Below are 17,895 nucleotides of genomic sequence, written 5' to 3'. Positions count from 1 at the left end.
AGATACATTTATTGATTGGTGAAATCTTGGCCGATAACGGCAAGGAGGTACGCCATATGAGGATAAGATGGGCGGTCAGCATCAGGATACCCCGCTAAAACGCGGATTAAAAAACAGACACATACAGCTTATTGCCCTCGGGGGCGCCATCGGCACCGGTTTATTTCTCGGCATTGCGCAAACCATTAAAATGGCCGGCCCCGCCGTGCTGTTGGGCTACGCCATCGGCGGTTTTATCGCGTTTTTGATCATGCGCCAGCTGGGCGAAATGGTGGTGGAGGAGCCGGTCGCCGGATCTTTCAGTCACTTTGCCTATAAATATTGGGGTGATTTCGCCGGCTTCCTTTCCGGCTGGAACTACTGGGCGATGTTCATTCTGGTCGGCATGGCGGAATTGACCGCCGTCGGCATCTACATTCAGTACTGGTGGCCAGAGATCCCCACCTGGGCGTCCGCCGCGCTGTTCTTTGTGTTGATCAATCTGATCAACCTGGTGAACGTGCGCCTGTACGGCGAAACCGAGTTTTGGTTCGCCATCATCAAGGTGGTGGCGATTGTCGGCATGATCGTGTTTGGCGCCTGGCTGTTGGCCAGCGGCAACGGCGGGCCACAGGCCAGCATCACCAACCTGTGGCAGCAGGGCGGCTTTATGCCGCACGGCTTCTCGGGGCTGGTGATGGCGATGGCGGTGATCATGTTCTCGTTCGGCGGGCTGGAGATGGTGGGCATCACCGCGGCGGAAGCCGCCGATCCGCGTCGCAGCATTCCTAAAGCGACCAATCAGGTGGTGTACCGTATTCTGATTTTCTATATCGGTTCGCTGACCGTACTGCTCTCGCTTTATCCGTGGGGGCAAGTGGTGGAGGGCGGCAGCCCGTTCGTGCTGATCTTCCATGCGCTGAACAGCAATCTGGTGGCGACGGTGCTCAACGTGGTGGTGCTGACCGCCGCATTGTCGGTCTACAACAGCGGCGTTTATGCCAACAGCCGCATGTTGTTCGGGCTGGCCAGCCAGGGCAATGCGCCGAAAGCGCTGACGCGCGTCAACAAGCGCGGCGTGCCGGTGCTGTCCATCGCGCTGTCGGCGCTGATTACCTCGATCGGCGTGCTGATCAACTATCTGATGCCCGGCAAGGCGTTTGAGCTGCTGATGGCGCTGGTGGTGTCCACCCTGGTGATCAACTGGGTGATGATCTGCCTGGCGCACCTGAAATTCCGTGCGGCGAAGAACCGTCAGGGCGTCATTCCGAGCTTTAAGGCGCTGTGGTATCCGTTCGGCAACTATCTGTGCCTGGCGTTCCTCGGCCTGATTTTGGTGATTATGTATTTCAGCGAAGGGATCCGCATTTCGGTGCTGTTAATGCCGGTGTGGGTTGCAGTACTGTGGGGCGGATTCATGCTGACGCGCCGCAAAGGCGCCAAGCGTTAATCTGCGCGCGGAGGCGTATTGCGCCTCCGCGCTCTTCTCGTCAGCTGCGCGGCATAAAGGCGCGCCCCTCACCGTCACCCCGTCCCAGCAGTTTCCGGCACAGCAGCAGCAGGGTGCTGATGACGTCGATGGTCACCACGCTGAGCATCAGCAGGGTCAGCATGAAGAACCCGAGCAGCGAACCGCCAAGCAGCACCAGCGGTGCAGGCACGCGCACGCGGCGCAGCTTCATGGCGAAATACATTTTCCAGTATTGCTTCTGCGCCAGCAGCGCGCTGCGAATACGGCGCCCCAGGCCTGCGCCTGATTTGCGGGATGTCGAACGACTCATAACTTCTCCTTTTCTGTATGCCCTACAAGTCAATCACAAAGTTCTTAAGAGAGTCTTAACGGGCTCTTGGCGGCCCTGGCTGTCTCACCGAAGTGAGACAACAGCATACGGCAAAAGCTCCCTCAATGCAGCGCACGGCTGACGAAGTGCGAGCTTCATCGGGTTTGTTACACTGAAAGTCATGCCCGTGCAGGGCGCTGAGGGTCGGGAGAAGACGCTGGATGAAAAGAATCAACCGTTATTACGACGCGGCCAAGGCGCATCACACGCCGGAGGGATTTCGCAACCCGGAACCTTCGCGGCGTCAGGAGGGGGATCTTCAACGTTGGCAAGATGAGCGCAAGCGCCAGGGGTTGCCCAAGCCGCCGCAGCAGGGCTACGCGCAATTTACCGAACGCTGGTGGCAGCCGGCCGATCTCAGCGGCAGTGGCGACAGCGTCTGGTGGTTGGGGCATGCCTCGATGCTGCTGCGGTTGAGCGGGCGCTATATCCTGATCGATCCGGTGTTGTCCCAACGCGCATCGCCGCTGAGCTTTTACGGCCCGAAGCGCAGAACGCCGCCGCCGCTGGCGGTGGAGCAACTGCCGGCGGTGGATGCGGTGCTGATCTCCCATAACCATTATGATCACCTTGACAGGCGCACGGTGCGGCAATTGGCGCGGCGTTTCCCTCAGGCCGAGTTCATCGTGCCGCTCGGCTTGAAGCGCTGGTTCCGCCGTTATCGGCTGAAGGTGCATGAGCTGGACTGGTGGCAGAGTCTGCCGTTGGGCGAGCTGACGGTCTACGCCACGCCGGCGCGGCACTGGAGCATGCGCACGCTGTGGGATCGCAATCGCTCGCTGTGGTGCGGCTGGGTGATCCACCATCCGGCGCTGCGGTTTTATTTTTCCGGCGACAGCGGCTATTCGGAACGGTTGGCGGAGATCGGTCAACGGCTGGGGCCGTTCGACGTGGCGGCGCTGCCCATCGGCGCCTATGCGCCGCGCTGGTTTATGCAGGAGCAGCATATGGATCCGCAGCAGTCGGTGACGCTGTACCGTCAACTGAATCAGCCGCGCGCCATTCCCATTCATTGGGGGGTGTTCGAATTGGCGGATGAATCGCTGGACGAGCCGCCGCAGCAGTTGAACCTGGCGTTGAGTGAAGCGGGGCTGGAGCAGCATCAATTCCATCCGTTGAAGATTGGTGAGCGCATCGCGTTGCAGGACTCACCGTCTGCGTTACCTCATCACCCGGCGGCGCTGCGGGATGAATAAAACCAACGGTTTGAAAGCGCGGCTGTAATTAGCCGAATTGATAAGCGCGGGTGGTGATTCAAATAACCCCCTTGTTTTCAGGATTTAATTCAACGTTGAACTTTCGTTATTGATAAGACTATTCCGGCTATTGAGGTTAATGATATTCGGATTATTTATGATGAACCCACCGGCAAGCGGGAGAGGTGTCGGCGCTTTGCATGTTTATGCATCCGTTGTGCAGGGCGGATGCGTCACCGCTGGCCCGTTCGCCGTGCTCGCCCGCGCCGTTTGGCGGCAGGGCTGAAAGCCGATGATGAATGGGCTTTCCGGCGGTAAATGGTCGGAGGAGCGATGAATAAATTGGCCCCCGTTCATCGATATTCAAATGTTGCATATCAAATTCCATAAAGATTCAAATTTTTTAACGCTATAAGCGGCAAAAAAGCGGAAATGATGAGACAGATAGGCGTCAATACGATGAAAGTTTTGTTAAAACGCCAGCAGAATGCGGGGTCTGGCGCAGTGATTTTGGCAAGCAGAAAATAGCCGATGCTTCAACATCTTTTGGCCTATTTAAGCAAATGTGGCTCTCGACCGTTTCAAATATGTGCGACATGTCGTTCAGTGATTAAAAATGGCTTGCCATCGCATACAGAGTATGTGATAACGCATCTGGGTAAAACGAGGTACAGTTCTGTATATGTGTGGCATTTTCAGTAAAGAAGTTCTGAGTAAAGACGTTAGCGTTGAATACCGCTTCTCTGCCGATCCTTATCTTAGTGCCTCAAGCAGTAACGACTCTAGTTTGTCTATGTAACGCCTACGGGCGGTTTAAACAATCCAAAGGAAATACTCAAGATGGCAAAGATCAAAGGTCAAGTTAAGTGGTTCAACGAGTCTAAAGGTTTCGGTTTCATCACCCCGGCTGACGGCAGCAAAGACGTGTTCGTACACTTCTCTGCAATCCAGGGTAACGGCTTCAAAACCCTGGCTGAAGGCCAGAACGTTGAGTTCGAAATCCAAGATGGCCAGAAAGGCCCATCTGCAGTAAACGTTACTGCTATCTAATCAGCGTCAGCTGTACAAAAAGCCCGCCTTCGCGCGGGCTTTTTCGTTTCCGTCATTCGGCGACGATGACGATGCCGGCGTACTGGTTGCGGCCTTTAATGCCCGGATGCGTCGGATCCTGCGCGCGCCGATGGCTGTTGCGGCGATAGCTGGTGTATTTGAAGCGCTGCGGCCGCTGCGGATCGACGTCCGGTGTGCAGATAGTGCAACTGCCTGAGCGGTCAACGGCGGCGAAGCCGAGCGTCGTCAGCTTGTATTCGGCGATCGCGGCCAGATCCAGATGCCGATAGTGCGGGCTGATCAGCGTAGCGGGCAGCGGCAGACGCTGTTTAAAGTTTTCCACCAGCGCTTCGTCAACTTCGTAACAGCACGGGCCGGCGGCGGGGCCGATGGAGGCCACCCAATCGGCGGTGTCGCCGTCCTGGCGAATGCGGGCCGCCATCTGTTCCAGAATACCGTCCAGCAACCCGCGCCAGCCGGCGTGCACCGCCGCGATGGCGCCGCCGTCACGACGGCTGAACAGCACCGGCAGGCAATCCGCCGTCAGCACGCTGAGCAGAATGCCGGGCTGGCGCGTGTAGAAGCCATCGGCCTCACCGCACGCCTGCGCCGGTTGCAGCACATCGACGATGCGGGTGCCATGCACCTGCTTCTTTTCCGGCAATGTGGCGCTGTAGGGCAGCAGATGCCCCGGCAGCAGCGCGAGTTTGCTGCCGAAGCCGTGCTGAATGTGGGGCACCGCATCGAGCAGCGCGGAACGATCGCTCATAAATTATTTTCACCTGCGTGAGAAAACAGACTCTCAGTGTAGCCAGCTTTTTCCCCGCTTGGCCAGGTGTTGTTGGCGATGAAAGCGAGCGGGGATGCGCCTTGCATCAAACCGGCGCCTTCTTTAGACTAGCCGCGCCCTGTCTCTCTGGAAGCCCATTCATGTCTTATCAATGTCCCCTGTGTCATCAGCCGCTGCATTTTTCGTCTCAACAATGGCGTTGCGACAGCAATCATCAGTTCGATCAGGCCAAAGAGGGCTACGTCAATCTGCTGCCGGTACAGCACAAGCGATCGAAACAGCCGGGAGACAGCGCGGAAATGATGCAGGCGCGGCGCGCGTTTCTCGACGGTGGGTATTATCAGCCGCTGCAAGCGCAGGTGGCCGAGTGGCTGGATGTGGCGCTGGCGGCCGATGCTGGCGCGTTATTGGACATAGGCTGTGGGGAAGGGTATTACACCGCCGCCGTGGCCTCACGGCTGGCCCAGGGGCGCAATATGGCGGTCTATGGGCTGGACGTCGCGAAGGTGGCGATCCGTTATGCCGCCAAACGTTATCCGGCGGTCTCGTTCTGCGTCGCCTCCAGCCACCGTTTGCCGTTCGCCGACGGGGCCTTGGATGCGGTCTTGCGCATCTACGCCCCTTGCAAGGCGCAGGAGCTGGCGCGGGTGGTGAAGCCGGGCGGCGTGGTAGTGACGGTTTCGCCGGGCCCGCGTCATCTGTACCAGCTGAAAGAGCGGGTGTACCAGCAGGTGCAGCTGCATGCCGAACAGGACGAACAGTTCGATGGGTTCGACTGCGAGCGCAAAGAGGCGCTGGCCTATACGATGACCTTGCCGGGCGCGCAGGCCGCCAACCTGCTGCAGATGACGCCGTTCGCCTGGCGCGCCACGCCGGAGGTGCAACAGCGGTTGGCCGAAGGCGGGGAGTTTGTGTGCGAGACGGATTTCGTCCTGGCGCTGTACCGACGTCGCGCTTAAAAGGCGCGCGTCCAGAAACAAAAAAACCTGCCGCGGCAGGTTTTTTTTGCAGTTCGGTCGCCTCAGGCCAGGTAGCCGAGGTGTTCCAGCAGGATGTTGACGCCAATACCTATCAGCACCACGCCGCCGAGGATCTCGGCGCGTTTGCCGAGCAGCGGGCCGATAAAGCGGCCGATCATCATGCCCAGCGTCGCCATGATCATGGTGGCGCAGCCGATGGCCATCGCGGTGTGCACGATATTCACCTGCAGGAAGGCCAGGCCGACGCCGATCGCCATGGCGTCGAGGCTGGTGGCGATGGCGGTGGCGACCAATAACCAGAAACCATGGCGTTTGACCTTCTCTTCTTCGTCGGGCCTGTTGCGCACCCCTTCGACGATCATGCGCATGCCGAGAATGAATAGCAGCGAGAAGGCGACCCAGTGGTCCCATTCCATGATGTATTGGCTGGCGAACAGGCCGATGGCCCAACCGATGAGCGGGGTGATCGCTTCCACCACGCCGAAGATCAGGCCGGTGCGGATCGCTTCGCGAAAACGGGGTTGATGCAGGCTGGCGCCTTTGCCGATTGAAGCGGCGAAAGCATCCATGGACATGCCGAAAGCGAGAATAAGCGTTGCTGAAAGGTTCATGTGAAATAGCCTCGGCCGGGTGGCTCCATATACACGTAACCCACCCCCAACCAAACGACGGAGTTACGTGTCTATGGTCTCGCCAACCTTACCTGGCTGCCCGCACCACGTTTCATACGGCGAAACGAGTATGTTGATACGGGCGTTTCTGGTTTTTATTCTCCAGAAACCGGCTACTCCCCAATGACGGCGCAACCATACCATATTATTTCAGCCATCGACAACCTTATTCTTTGGCAATATTGGCTCTTAATTGAGACTCGTTTTCATTAATCTGAGTTCATGCGGGAATATAATGTAGCCGGGGGTAACAATGTTGCGGAAATAATAGTCAGAAAGGAAATGGCGCTGCCGATTAATTGTCCATAAGCAGCGCGGGGTTTGAGCGATAACGGAATGGATTTATTTTTATTTATTGATTATCAACGAAAAAGTGATAGATCCTCTCCAGGTCGTCCAGGTGAGTTACCTGAACCAATAGCCGGCGCTGTTCCAGGTCGATGGCCAGAATGCCATCTTCCGATAAATTCATGGCTTTAATGCGGTTATATTCGACAAACACATTGGCGAAGAAAAAACCGTGCGCTTTAAACACCATCTTGGGTGAGCGAATATAAGCGATATAGATGGCGAGCAGCGCCAAAGAAATAAGCAGGTAAGTGGTTAATGCCGCGCCGTTGGTGGTGACGTTACGGTAAATCAGAATGGCGATCAGGCCGACGAAAATCAGGCTGTCGAGCCGGTTGCGGCGTTTGAGCGGCACTTTGAGCCGCGTTTTGCCTTTCAGCAGATCCATGCCGAATTCGTCATACAGCGAATACAGCAACAGCAGGGCGATAAACAGCATCAGTACGGCGTCGGTCAGTGACATCTCTTGCTCCACACATAAAAAAGCCGGGGGTTGCCCCCCGGCCGTTCCGAACGATTACAGGCCCAGCAGGCCAATCCAATAGCCAAAGATACCGATGACGAAGAAGCCGATGATGATCCACAGCGCGTTGACTTTCTTGCGCAGCAGCCACATGCAGGCGAAGGTCAGCAGCAACGGCACCAGGCCCGGCATCAGCTGGTCGAGGATAGTCTGCACCGTGGTGACGTTGGTATGCCCGGTCTGGTCGGTTATCTTGGACACCACCAGCGGGATATTCACGTGCGTCCACTTGTTGACCAGCGCCCCCATCACAAACAGGCCGAGAATGGACGCTCCTTCCGTCAGTTTTTGCAGGAAGCCGCCGCCCATGTCGTTGACGATATCCACCCCTTTACGGTAACCGTAGGCCACGCCGTAGTAGCGGGTCAGCAGGCGCACCAGGTTGAACAGCACGAAGAACAGGATCGGTCCGAGCAGGCTGCCGCTCATGGCGATGCCGGCGCCGAGCGCGGCGAACACCGGCCGCACGGTGCCCCAGAAAATCGGGTCACCGACGCCTGCCAACGGCCCCATCAAACCGACCTTGATGCCGTTGATCGCGCCGTCGTCGATCGGCGCGCCGTTGGCGCGTTGCTCTTCCATCGCCATGGTCACGCCGAGCACCGGCGCCGCCACGTAAGGGTGCGTGTTGAAGAACTCGAGGTGGCGTTTGATCGCCTGTTTGCGATCGTCATTGTTTTCCGGATACAGGCGACGGATCACCGGCACCATCGAGAAGCAAAAACCCAGCGCCTGCATGCGTTCGAAGTTCCATGACCCCTGGAACAGGTTAGAGCGCAGGAATACGCCGCGAATGTCGGCCGGCGTGAGTTTCTTTTGAGCAGTTGTATCAACCATTTCTCTCACCTATTCCTAGTCGAGTTCGTTATCGAGATCGTTCGCGTTAGCCGGGCCGGCCTGGACAACCTGAGATTTGTTGTATTTCGGGCTGAGCTGGATATACAGCACGGCCATCACCACGCCGATGACGCCGAGCGCCACCAGGTTGAAGTTGGTGAAGGCGGCGGTAACAAAACCGAGATAGAAGAACGGCATCAGGTAGCCGGCGCGCATCATGTTAATCACCATTGCGTAACCGACCACGACGATCATGCCGCCGGCGATGTTCAGGCCGCTGGTGACCACTTCCGGGATCGAGTTGAGCAGGGCGTGTACCCCGGCGGTGCCGACCGAAATGGCGACGATGACCGCAGGGATGGCGATACGCATCGCCTGCAGCAGCAGGGCGCCAATGTGGATCCAGGTGATGGCGCGCAGGCTGCCGCGCTCCGCCGCGCTGTCCGCCGCGTGCTGGAAGGCCACGGTGAGGGTGCGCACGATGATGGTCAGCACCTGGCCGGCCGCCGCCAGCGGAATGGCCAGCGCGATACCGGCGCCGACGCTCTGCCCACCGGCGATGACCAGAATGGTAGAGATGATGGACGCCAGGGCGGCATCCGGCGCGACTGCCGCACCGATGTTCATCCAGCCGAGGGCGATCATTTCCAGCGTACCGCCGATGATGATGCCGGTTTTCATGTCGCCGAGGATGAAGCCGATCAGGGTACAGGCGACCAGCGGGCGGTGGAACTGGAACTCGTCGAGGACGGAACCCATCCCGGCGATACAGGCAACGATAAATATCAGCACAATCTGAAGAGTGGTGATCTCCATTGCACTTCTCCTATGACCAAAAAAGCTCTGAGTAAAATAATCAGCGGCTGGCGCCACTAATTGAGTTTGTTAATCAGGTCCATCATTTTTAGCCGGCTGTCGGACGAGACCTTACGCACCTCCAGCTCGATACCGCGGTCGTTCAGCTTCTTAAACGCTTCGATATCTTTTTCATCGACGGAAACGGCGTTGTTCACCTGGGTTTTCCCCTGACGGAACGCCATGCCGCCGATATTGACGGATTTAATCTCCACGCCGCCTTCCACCAGACGCCAAACGTCGGTCGGGTTGGTGAATAACAGCATCACGCGATCGTTGGCGTATTTCGGGTTGTTCCAGACGCGGATGGCCTTCGCCACGTCCACCACGTGAGCGGTGACGCCCGGCGGGGCAACCTGGGTCAACAAGGTTTTGCGCACATGGTCGGCGGCGACCTCATCGCTGACGACGATGATGCGGCTGACGTTGGTCTCTTTGGTCCAGCGGGTGGCGACCTGGCCGTGGATTAAGCGATCGTCGATACGCGCCAGGCCGATTTTCATGTGATCGTTCGGCCCCAACGGCGCTTGAGGAGCAGCGGCTTTCGGGGCGGGTGCTGCGGGTTTTGCGGGTTCTTCTTGCGGTTTTTTCAGCGCTTTCACGCCTTCACGGCCGGTTTCCAACGCCAGCGCCACCAGTTCATCGAAAGCGGGGTTATCGTCCCGCGCCATGAAGGTTTCCACCAGCATCGGAATGTTGACCCCGGTGACGACCTCATAGTTGTCTTTATTGACCGCAATGCGGCTGGCGGCGTTGAACGGGCTGCCGCCCCAGGTATCCACCAGGAACAGCACGCCGCCGCTGGTATCCAATCCACTGATTTTTTCGTTGTACTTGACGATTAACGTTTCGGCATTCTCACCGGGAACGAAGTCTATAAAGGCGACGTTGTCCTGCTCGCCCAATAGCATCTCCGCCGTTTTCAGCAGTTGTTCCGCTGCAGCCCCGTGTGTGCCGATGATAATAGCTATTGCCACTCGCTACCTCCTCGTTGAACTCCAGACGCGGTTTGTGTCGTTTCTCCGCGCCGTCTTGGCAGTCACTTCCGCGGTTCAGATACATTATGGTAGAAAAAAAGAAACGCACGCCTAACATTTCTCACGCAGTTTCAAATGCCTGTGCGTGATACTTCACGAACGCGAGATTTATTTTAGTGAGTGAAAAAATATTTTTTGTGACGCTGCTCCGCTATTGAATGCTCGGATAAATCTTAACGGTCGTGGGCGAGATGACAGGGCGCAACCTTAAACCGCCGTTGAAAAAGCCGCTTTGTCCGCCAGAAAAATCCTGATACAGTAATTTCCTCTTTCATCACTAAGGAGTGAAGGGCCTCAGCCCTCCCTATGGACTGTCACCGAAGTTACTGTTTTTCCAGGTTTCACCCGCCACCTGCTGGCGTTACATATGCTGTTCGGCCGCTCGGCCACCACCCGGTAATCCCATCCCGTCACCTTGCTATTGTCGACTGCGCCCATGCAGCGGCGGCATCGTCACGTCTGAGCCTCCTGCGCTCATTCCCACTTTTCTCTGGAGTCTGATATGGAATTTTTAATGGACCCCTCTATTTGGGCGGGGTTGCTTACGCTGGTGGTGCTGGAAATCGTGCTGGGCATCGACAACCTGGTGTTCATTGCCATTTTGGCCGACAAGCTGCCGCCGAAGCAGCGTGATAAAGCGCGCATCATCGGCCTGTCGCTGGCACTGCTGATGCGTTTGGGCCTGTTGTCGGTGATCTCCTGGATGGTGACGCTGACCACGCCGCTGTTCAGCGTCGGCGATTTCAGCTTCTCGGGCCGCGATCTTATCCTGCTGTTCGGCGGGGTGTTCCTGTTGTTCAAAGCCACCATGGAGCTGCATGAACGGCTGGAAGGGCAGACGCACCAGGACGGCGCCAATCGCGGTTACGCCAAGTTCTGGGCGGTGGTGGTGCAGATCGTCATCCTCGACGCGGTGTTCTCGCTCGATGCGGTGATTACCGCCGTGGGCATGGTGAACGATCTGCCGGTGATGATGGCGGCGGTGGTGATCGCGATGGCGGTGATGCTGTTGGCGTCCAAACCGTTGACTAACTTCGTTAACGCGCACCCGACCATTGTGGTGCTGTGCCTGAGCTTCCTGTTGATGATCGGCCTGAGCCTGATCGCCGAAGGCTTCGGCTTGCATATTCCTAAAGGTTATCTGTACGCCGCGATCGGCTTCTCGATCCTGATTGAATTGTTCAACCAGATCGCGCGTCGCAACTTCATCAAGCATCAGGCGCGTCGCCCGATGCGCGAGCGCACTGCGGAAGCGATCATGCGCCTGATGGGGCAGCAGCGCGCGCAGCAGACGGACGATGCGGTCGCCTTGCCGCGGGATGAAACCTTTGCGGAGGAAGAGCGTTATATGATCAGCGGCGTGCTGACGCTGGCCTCGCGCTCATTGCGCAGCGTGATGACGCCGCGCACCGAGATTTCCTGGGTCGATTGCGAGCGCTCCCGCGAAGAGGTGCGCGAACAGCTGCTGGACACGCCGCACAGCCTGTTCCCGGTGTGCCGCGATTCGGTGGATGAGATTGTTGGCGTGGTGCGCGCCAAGGATCTGCTGGTGGCGCTGGAGCAGGGTGAAGATATCGCCGAGTTTGCCGCCCGCACGCCGCCGATCGTGGTGCCGGAAACCATGGACGTCATCAAGCTGTTGGCGGTGCTGCGTCGCGCCAAAGGGCGTCTGGTGGTGGTCACCAACGAGTTCGGCGTCGTGCAAGGGTTGGTGACGCCGCTGGACGTGCTGGAAGCGATTGCCGGTGAATTCCCGGACGAAGATGAAACCCCGGACATTGTGGCGGAAGGCGACGGCTGGCTGGTGAAGGGCGGGACCGACCTGCACTCGCTGGAACAGGCGCTGGCCTGCGATGACCTGGTGAGCCCAACCGCGGACTACGCCACCCTGGCGGGGCTGCTGTTGGCCCACTACGGCCAGATGCCGGTGGTGGGGGATACTATCGAGCTGAACCACCTGCGTTTCGATATCGTCGACGTCTCCGAATACCGCATCGAACTGGTGCGTGTCACCCGCGTCGTCTTTGACGAGCCGACGCAGTCGTAACCCGTTCGCCGGAGGCTCAGGCCTCCGGCGGATCCTCTTGCGCATGCCTGACGCGCGATTCGTACTGCTGCAACCATAGCGGGAAAACGTGGATCGGCATCGGTTTGGCGAAATAATACCCCTGCAGGGCATTGACCTCGCGTGAGCGCAGGTAGTCAGCCTGTTCCGCCGTTTCTACCCCTTCAGCCACCAACTTCAGCTTCAGCCGCTGCGCCAGCGTAATGATGGTGTCGGTCACCGTGGCGTTTACCGCGTCGGTGCCGATGGCCGCGGTAAACCCGCGGTCAATCTTCAACACGTCCGGGCTGAGGTTTTTCAGGTAGCTCAGCGAACTGTGGCCGGTGCCGAAATCGTCGATGGCCAGCATGATACCCATGTCTTTCAGCGTCCGGATCTGGTCATGCTGGATGGCTGACAGCGCGGTGCGCTCGGTCAGCTCCAGCATCAGTGACGGCATTGGGTGCGCCGGCAGCCAAATCTGGCGGATATCGTCGATGATGTTGAGCGTTTTAAAATGCTCGGCCGCGACGTTGATGCTGATGTAGAACGACGGCCGCGGCGGGAACAGCTGCAGATTTTCCGTCACGGTGTTCATCAGATAGCGGGTCAGCGGAATGATCAGCTCATGCTGCTCGGCCAGCGGGATAAACACGTCTGGCGATATCCACCCCTGCCGTTTCTTTTTCCAACGCAGCAGCATCTCGACGCCGGCGCAGCGGCCGGTATCGCTGTGAATGATCGGTTGGCAGTAAACGCGGAACTCCCGGTGGGTAATGGCATGACCGATGTGATAAGACAGGCTCATACGGTTAGCGGTGAGCAGGTAGACCACATAGGCCGCCAGCAGGCTGATCAACAGCGCCAGAGGAATATGGCGCGGCAGTGCGGAAAACGCCAGCATGCCGACCTGCGGGCCGAACAGCGAAATCGAGAACGGGTATCGCTCGGAACCGGCGGTGTAACGCAGATCGTTGGTCAGAGTGTCGCGGCGCAGGATTTCACGGCGTCCGTATTCCAGGCTGCTGTCAGCTACGTTCAGCACCATTCGCTGAACATAAGGCTCCTGCGGTTCGAGTAAAAAGTTCGATAACAGCTCGATATTGAAGACGTGCAGCACGCCGCTGGTTCTATCGCTGGGGGAGGGTGTCCACATCACCAACGTGGGCAGTCCTTTGCTCACCGCCAACGAAGGGCGCAGCGCCAGCTTGACGTTGCTGTTGACGAAAATCGGCAGCACGGCGGCCAACTGATAATGACGGGCGCCAAACAGGCTGGAGCAGTAGATGACGCCATTTTTTACCAGCAGCATGGCGCGCAGCGCCTGATTTTGCGCGGCGCGAAAGCGCAGGGTCGATGAGACGTTCTCGCAGGGTTGTTCCAGCATGTCCATACTGCGTTCCGCCTGCAGCTGCGCGGGGGACAGCAGCTGGTCAATCTTGCCGACGGTGCGGGTGGCCAACGTTTGCTGGCTCTGCTCGATGCTTTTGACCTCTTGATAGTAACGGGTATACAGCGATACCAACAGAATAGCCGCGCCCACCGCTCCGGCCAGCAGCCAACGGTAGTAACGATATTGGGACGCGGCGAGGTGGGTCATCAACATCCGGTAAATCCTTGTTCGGTAATCCAGCTCCGAGTCACGGTCAGGCCATAGATCCTTAAGTTGCGCTCGGCTAATTCTAGCCTGAGGTTATACAAGATTGATGGTAACTCAGTAAATTATTTCGATTTGGCAAAACAGAAGGTCAATTTGCAGGCTAACCGCCGGATCGATGAGAAAAATGCAGGATTTTTTCTGGTGACATTGTCACAAAAACGCTCAATGAATTGATTACCCATAAAAAACCCCGCCGGGTGGCGGGGTTGTCGGTCAGTCGCATTGCACCTTGATAGCCAGGCCGCCGCGTGATGTTTCTCGATACTTGGCGTTCATGTCTTTGCCGGTTTCATACATGGTCTCGATCACCTTATCCAGCGAAACGCGCGGTTCGCTGGTGCGGCGCAGAGCCATGCGGGCGGCATTGATCGCCTTGACCGAGGCGATGGCGTTGCGCTCGATGCACGGCACCTGCACCTGGCCGGCGACCGGATCGCAGGTCAGACCCAGGTTGTGTTCCATGCCGATTTCCGCCGCCACGCATACCTGCTCAGGGCTGCCGCCCAGCAGTTCGGCCAGGCCGGCCGCCGCCATGGAGCAGGCAACGCCGACTTCACCCTGACAGCCGACTTCGGCGCCGGAAATGGAGGCGTTCATCTTGTACAGCGCGCCGATGGCGCCCGCCGCCATAAAGTAGCGGATATAGATGTCCGGGCTGACGGACTCGATGAAGTGATCGTAGTAAGCCAGCACGGCAGGCACGATGCCGCAGGCGCCGTTGGTCGGCGCGGTGACGACGCGGCCGCCGGCGGCGTTTTCTTCGTTAACCGCCAGCGCGAACATGTTGACCCAGTCGATCACGTTCATCGGATCGTTGGACAGTTTGTCCGACGCCACCAGCATACGGCGCAGCGCGGAGGCACGGCGCGGCACGCGCAGCGGGCCCGGCAGCACGCCTTCGGTGTTCAGACCGCGATCGATGCAGGCGCGCATGGTTTGCCAGACGTTACCGAAGTAGGTGTCGATCTCTTGCTTGCTGTGCAGCGCCAGTTCGTTCTGCATCACCATGCCGGACAGCGACAGACCGGTATCGCGACAGTGGTCGAGCATTTCGCGCGCGGAATTGAACGGATAAGGCATTTGCAGTTCTTGCTCGGCGGCCTTGCCGAAGTTCTCTTCATCGACGATGAAGCCGCCGCCGATAGAGTAATAGGTCTTGCTGTACACTTCTTTATCACCGGCGAAGGCGTGGACCTGCATGCCGTTTTCGTGCAGCGGCAGGTTGTCGCTGCGGAAGACCATGCCGCCGTCGCGCGGGAAATCGACTTCATGCAGGCCGTTGGCCAGCATCAGGCGTTGACGTTGTTCTACATCGCGAATAAAACCCGGGATGCTATCGATATCGACGGTGTCCGGCATGTTGCCGGCCAGGCCGAGAATGATAGCGATGTCGGTATGGTGACCTTTGCCGGTCAATGAGAGTGAGCCGTAAACGTCTACGGCAACACGCGTGATAGAAGGCATCAGGCCTTTATTTACCAGATCGTCGACAAACTGTTTGCCGGCTTTCATCGGTCCAACCGTATGAGAGCTGGACGGGCCGATGCCGATCTTAAACATGTCGAAAACGCTAATCACGCTAAAACTCCTTAAAGAGACGTATTGTTATGGCTGCGGCGGTTAAAAACCGCGCAGGGAACAGCGATATTGTAAAAGGGCCGTGCGGGTTCGGCTGCCTTTTTCGCATGAAATTAAATAATCCGTGGTGTCGCTTTTTTTACTGATTACCCGGGGCGAACCCTTGTGCGGGGCATCCGCTTTCGCCCAAGCTCCATTAACGGTAATCGCGCCAGCTTTCCTTGCTGAACGCCGCCGGCTTAATCCCTGTTTCTACAGTGGTTTATCTCGGACGGTGGTATTTTACAGGTATTTCGTAAGGTTTAAGAGAGGGTTTACAGTTTTTTTAAAACCATTCAACCGGAACGGTAGTTGAAAAAGCGATCAAATGAAGTGATTTCGATCGCTTTACCCGCAGCGGAGGCCGGCAACCGTGCCAGATTGCGAGTCAGATCACGCAATGCCGGCTCTAAATACTGACTTGCTGCGCCAGGCGGCGAATGATGGCGGCGGTCAGCCCCCAGATAAACTGGCTGTGGTACCAGGAAAGGTAAATCCGGTGCGTATGGCCGGCGCGATGAATGTCCAGCGGGTAGTAACGCGACAGGGTCAGCGCCTCCCGCAAAGGCATTTCAAACACGTCAGCCACTTCGCCTTCGTTGGCGCGGAACTGCACGTCCGGCGAGACCAGGCCGACGATAGGCGTGACCTGAAATCCGGTGCTGCTGTCGAGCGGCGCCATTTGGCCGAGTATGGTAACCGCCTGCGGCGGTATCGCCACTTCTTCCTGCGCTTCTCGCAGCGCCGTCACGATCGCCGACCCGTCTTCAGCGTCGGTTTTACCGCCGGGGAAGGCCACCTGGCCGGCATGTTTGCGCAGCGAGTCGGCGCGGCGGGTCAACAGCAGCGTCGGCTCGGCGCGACAGACGATCGGGATCAGCACCGCGGCCGGGCGCACATTGTGCGAGATCTGCGCCGCCTGCGGCAGCTGCAGTTGGAAACGGCTGATAAAGGCGTGCAGTGAGGCCGGTGCATTTGGTGGGATCACGATTGGGCGCACTCCCCGAGCTGCGGCAGAATGCGGCCAACCTTGTCGAAGGTCTCCTGATATTCCGCCTGTTCCTGGCTGTCCGCCACGATGCCGCCGCCGGCGGAGCAATGGATGCGGCCGTTTTCGGTGACGAGCGTGCGAATAGTGATGTTGGTGTCCATGGTGCCGCAGGCGCTCAGGTAACCGATGCTGCCGCAATAGGCGTTGCGACGCTGCGGCTCCAGTTCTTCGATGATTTCCATCGCCCGCACCTTGGGCGCGCCGGTGATCGAGCCGCCGGGGAAGCAGGCACGCAGCAGTTCGGTCGCCGAGGCGGTGTCCGGCAGGGTTGCGGTGATGGTGCTCACCAGGTGGTGCACCGCCGGGAACGGCTCCACGACGAACAGCTCCGGCACGCGCACGCTGCCGGGCTGGGCGACGCGGCCGATATCGTTGCGCAGCAGATCGACAATCATCAGATTTTCAGCGCGGTCTTTGGGTGAACCGGCCAAACGACGAGCCTGTGCGGCGTCTTGTTCCGCGTCCGCCAGCCGCGGCAGCGTGCCCTTGATCGGGCGGGTTTGGATGCGCTGCTGCTCCAGCCACAGGAAGCGCTCGGGAGAAACGCTCAACACGCTGTTGTGAGGCAGACGCAAGAACGCGGAGAACGGCGCGCGGTTGCTGGCGCTCAATCGGCAAAACGCCTGCCATTCATCTCCCTGATAGTCTGCGGAGAATCGCTGCGCCAGATTGATTTGGTAACAGTCGCCGCTGCGCAGGTAGTGCTGAATGCGTTGGAACTTCTCGCCGTACTGCTGCCGGCTCATATTGGCGCGCCAATCGCTCAGCAGTGTGAAAGGGCGTGCCGCAGGCGCGGTTTGGCTATTGAGCCAGCGCCAGCGCTGTTCCACGTCGCCATAGCTGAGCAGCGTCAGCGTTTGCAGCCGGTGGTCGGCGATCAGCGCCCAGTCATAAATGCCCACAGCCATGTCCGGTAAGGCGAGGTCGGCTTCGGCCAACTGCGGCAAGCTTTCCACCCGCCGCCCAAGATCGTAGCCGAACAGCCCCAGGGCGCCGCCCTGAAACGGCAGCTCCGGATTAAAGGCCGGTTGCCAACCTTGCGCCACCATCTGCTGTTGCAACAACTCAAACGGATCTTGTTGCGACCGTATTGTTACGTCGTCACTTATGATTTCCGTGGTGGCGCCGTGAGTCGTGAGAGTAATGCGCGGCTGCGCGACCAGAATATCGAAGCGGTTGTGCGAATGGTCGGCAAAGCCCGAGTGCAGCAGCATCGCCCAAGGCTGCGATGAAAGCGGGGTAAAAAGCGTCATCAGGGCGCTGCGATGGTAGGGCAAAGACTTTATGTTTGGGGCGGTTACGCTCATGAACGTCAATAAACCTGGCTGTGAAGACGGCAATATCTGGCGGCTAGTGTGCCATAGACGGCCATGGCATGCATGTTTTGCCATGCGAGACATGCAGCACACCTCACAT

17 protein-coding genes and 1 riboswitch are annotated in these 17,895 nt (G+C 58.4%); of the genes, 6 read left to right on the top strand and 11 right to left on the bottom strand.

Annotated elements, in window-relative coordinates; genetic code table 11:
• Positions 1-67 precede the first annotated feature (67 nt).
• Positions 68-1,429, top strand: a complete 1,362-nt coding sequence (locus H7A77_RS00835; protein ID WP_033643390.1) for an amino acid permease — start codon at positions 68-70, stop codon at positions 1,427-1,429.
• A gap of 40 nt (positions 1,430-1,469) precedes the next feature.
• Here H7A77_RS00835 and H7A77_RS00830 read toward each other — a convergent pair whose 3' ends face one another.
• Entirely contained in the window at positions 1,470-1,760 is a 291-nt protein-coding gene (locus H7A77_RS00830; RefSeq protein WP_033643389.1) for a hypothetical protein, read from the bottom strand.
• Positions 1,761-1,981: 221 nt separating this feature from the next.
• Here H7A77_RS00830 and H7A77_RS00825 point away from each other — a divergent pair, with 221 nt between their 5' ends.
• The 3 genes from H7A77_RS00825 (at position 1,982) to cspE (ending at position 4,066) form a co-directional block, all read left to right on the top strand.
• Positions 1,982-3,016: an MBL fold metallo-hydrolase gene (locus H7A77_RS00825; protein WP_182073693.1), complete on the top strand. Its 1,035-nt coding sequence runs from the start codon at positions 1,982-1,984 to the stop codon at positions 3,014-3,016.
• Between the two features lie 682 nt (positions 3,017-3,698).
• The gene (locus H7A77_RS00820) at positions 3,699-3,815 is read left to right on the top strand and encodes a DUF2627 domain-containing protein (RefSeq protein ID WP_002211058.1); all 117 of its coding nucleotides are present in this window, start codon (positions 3,699-3,701) and stop codon (positions 3,813-3,815) included.
• 41 nt (positions 3,816-3,856) lie between these two features.
• Positions 3,857-4,066, top strand: coding sequence for a transcription antiterminator/RNA stability regulator CspE (gene cspE, locus H7A77_RS00815; RefSeq protein WP_002221949.1), 210 nt, complete (start codon positions 3,857-3,859; stop codon positions 4,064-4,066).
• A gap of 52 nt (positions 4,067-4,118) precedes the next feature.
• On the opposite strand, the gene pgeF is transcribed toward cspE, so the two are convergent.
• Complete coding sequence (gene pgeF, locus H7A77_RS00810) at positions 4,119-4,835, bottom strand: peptidoglycan editing factor PgeF (RefSeq protein ID WP_033650929.1); 717 nt, start codon at positions 4,833-4,835, stop codon at positions 4,119-4,121.
• A 161-nt stretch (positions 4,836-4,996) separates the two neighbouring features.
• Between pgeF and rlmA the strand changes: the two genes are divergently transcribed.
• Entirely contained in the window at positions 4,997-5,815 is an 819-nt protein-coding gene (rlmA, locus tag H7A77_RS00805) for a 23S rRNA (guanine(745)-N(1))-methyltransferase (protein WP_033643386.1), read from the top strand.
• A 62-nt stretch (positions 5,816-5,877) separates the two neighbouring features.
• Here the strand turns inward: rlmA and mntP are convergent, their stop codons facing one another.
• From mntP to manX, 5 genes are all read right to left on the bottom strand, one after another.
• Positions 5,878-6,447 (bottom strand): manganese efflux pump MntP, encoded by a 570-nt coding sequence (gene mntP / locus H7A77_RS00800; RefSeq protein ID WP_025159822.1) that lies wholly within the window; start codon positions 6,445-6,447, stop codon positions 5,878-5,880.
• A 7-nt stretch (positions 6,448-6,454) separates the two neighbouring features.
• Positions 6,455-6,641: riboswitch (yybP-ykoY riboswitch) on the bottom strand.
• Between the two features lie 218 nt (positions 6,642-6,859).
• Positions 6,860-7,318 (bottom strand): DUF986 family protein, encoded by a 459-nt coding sequence (locus H7A77_RS00795; RefSeq protein ID WP_182073692.1) that lies wholly within the window; start codon positions 7,316-7,318, stop codon positions 6,860-6,862.
• 54 nt (positions 7,319-7,372) lie between these two features.
• Entirely contained in the window at positions 7,373-8,215 is an 843-nt protein-coding gene (locus H7A77_RS00790; RefSeq protein WP_033634889.1) for a PTS mannose transporter subunit IID, read from the bottom strand.
• A 15-nt stretch (positions 8,216-8,230) separates the two neighbouring features.
• Positions 8,231-9,031 carry a PTS mannose/fructose/sorbose transporter subunit IIC gene (locus H7A77_RS00785; protein WP_033634888.1) on the bottom strand — a complete coding sequence of 267 codons (801 nt, stop codon included), beginning with the start codon at positions 9,029-9,031 and terminating at the stop codon, positions 8,231-8,233.
• A gap of 56 nt (positions 9,032-9,087) precedes the next feature.
• Positions 9,088-10,047 carry a PTS mannose transporter subunit IIAB gene (gene manX / locus H7A77_RS00780; protein WP_182073691.1) on the bottom strand — a complete coding sequence of 320 codons (960 nt, stop codon included), beginning with the start codon at positions 10,045-10,047 and terminating at the stop codon, positions 9,088-9,090.
• A 562-nt stretch (positions 10,048-10,609) separates the two neighbouring features.
• Between manX and H7A77_RS00775 the strand changes: the two genes are divergently transcribed.
• The gene (locus H7A77_RS00775; RefSeq protein WP_033643383.1) at positions 10,610-12,154 is read left to right on the top strand and encodes a TerC family protein; all 1,545 of its coding nucleotides are present in this window, start codon (positions 10,610-10,612) and stop codon (positions 12,152-12,154) included.
• A 16-nt stretch (positions 12,155-12,170) separates the two neighbouring features.
• On the opposite strand, the gene H7A77_RS00770 is transcribed toward H7A77_RS00775, so the two are convergent.
• From H7A77_RS00770 to pabB, 4 genes are all read right to left on the bottom strand, one after another.
• Positions 12,171-13,757, bottom strand: coding sequence for an EAL domain-containing protein (locus tag H7A77_RS00770; RefSeq protein WP_147838041.1), 1,587 nt, complete (start codon positions 13,755-13,757; stop codon positions 12,171-12,173).
• Between the two features lie 267 nt (positions 13,758-14,024).
• Positions 14,025-15,389 (bottom strand): L-serine ammonia-lyase, encoded by a 1,365-nt coding sequence (sdaA, locus tag H7A77_RS00765; RefSeq protein WP_033650934.1) that lies wholly within the window; start codon positions 15,387-15,389, stop codon positions 14,025-14,027.
• Between the two features lie 448 nt (positions 15,390-15,837).
• Positions 15,838-16,416 (bottom strand): CoA pyrophosphatase, encoded by a 579-nt coding sequence (locus H7A77_RS00760; RefSeq protein ID WP_033644292.1) that lies wholly within the window; start codon positions 16,414-16,416, stop codon positions 15,838-15,840.
• On the bottom strand, positions 16,413-17,786 hold the full coding sequence (pabB, locus tag H7A77_RS00755) for an aminodeoxychorismate synthase component 1 (protein ID WP_182073690.1): 1,374 nt from the start codon (positions 17,784-17,786) through the stop codon (positions 16,413-16,415). Before pabB ends, H7A77_RS00760 begins: the two co-directional genes overlap by 4 nt.
• Positions 17,787-17,895 lie beyond the last annotated feature (109 nt).

Origin of the sequence: Serratia sp. ME47 (assembly GCF_903970925.1) — a bacterium.
Lineage (GTDB): Bacteria > Pseudomonadota > Gammaproteobacteria > Enterobacterales > Enterobacteriaceae > Serratia > Serratia ureilytica.
Note: the sequence above shows the minus strand (reverse complement) of the source record. Positions and strands in the feature narration are given on the sequence as shown.

Coding starts and splice junctions, on each gene's coding strand:
- H7A77_RS00775 (WP_033643383.1), top strand. CDS start 10,610: ATGGAATTTTTAATGGACCCCTCTATTTGGGCGGGGTTGCTTACGCTG.
- rlmA (WP_033643386.1), top strand. CDS start 4,997: ATGTCTTATCAATGTCCCCTGTGTCATCAGCCGCTGCATTTTTCGTCT.
- H7A77_RS00825 (WP_182073693.1), top strand. CDS start 1,982: ATGAAAAGAATCAACCGTTATTACGACGCGGCCAAGGCGCATCACACG.
- pgeF (WP_033650929.1), bottom strand. CDS start 4,835: ATGAGCGATCGTTCCGCGCTGCTCGATGCGGTGCCCCACATTCAGCAC.
- H7A77_RS00820 (WP_002211058.1), top strand. CDS start 3,699: ATGTGTGGCATTTTCAGTAAAGAAGTTCTGAGTAAAGACGTTAGCGTT.
- H7A77_RS00770 (WP_147838041.1), bottom strand. CDS start 13,757: ATGTTGATGACCCACCTCGCCGCGTCCCAATATCGTTACTACCGTTGG.
- H7A77_RS00795 (WP_182073692.1), bottom strand. CDS start 7,318: ATGTCACTGACCGACGCCGTACTGATGCTGTTTATCGCCCTGCTGTTG.
- H7A77_RS00835 (WP_033643390.1), top strand. CDS start 68: ATGGGCGGTCAGCATCAGGATACCCCGCTAAAACGCGGATTAAAAAAC.
- H7A77_RS00785 (WP_033634888.1), bottom strand. CDS start 9,031: ATGGAGATCACCACTCTTCAGATTGTGCTGATATTTATCGTTGCCTGT.
- H7A77_RS00830 (WP_033643389.1), bottom strand. CDS start 1,760: ATGAGTCGTTCGACATCCCGCAAATCAGGCGCAGGCCTGGGGCGCCGT.
- cspE (WP_002221949.1), top strand. CDS start 3,857: ATGGCAAAGATCAAAGGTCAAGTTAAGTGGTTCAACGAGTCTAAAGGT.
- H7A77_RS00790 (WP_033634889.1), bottom strand. CDS start 8,215: ATGGTTGATACAACTGCTCAAAAGAAACTCACGCCGGCCGACATTCGC.
- pabB (WP_182073690.1), bottom strand. CDS start 17,786: ATGAGCGTAACCGCCCCAAACATAAAGTCTTTGCCCTACCATCGCAGC.
- mntP (WP_025159822.1), bottom strand. CDS start 6,447: ATGAACCTTTCAGCAACGCTTATTCTCGCTTTCGGCATGTCCATGGAT.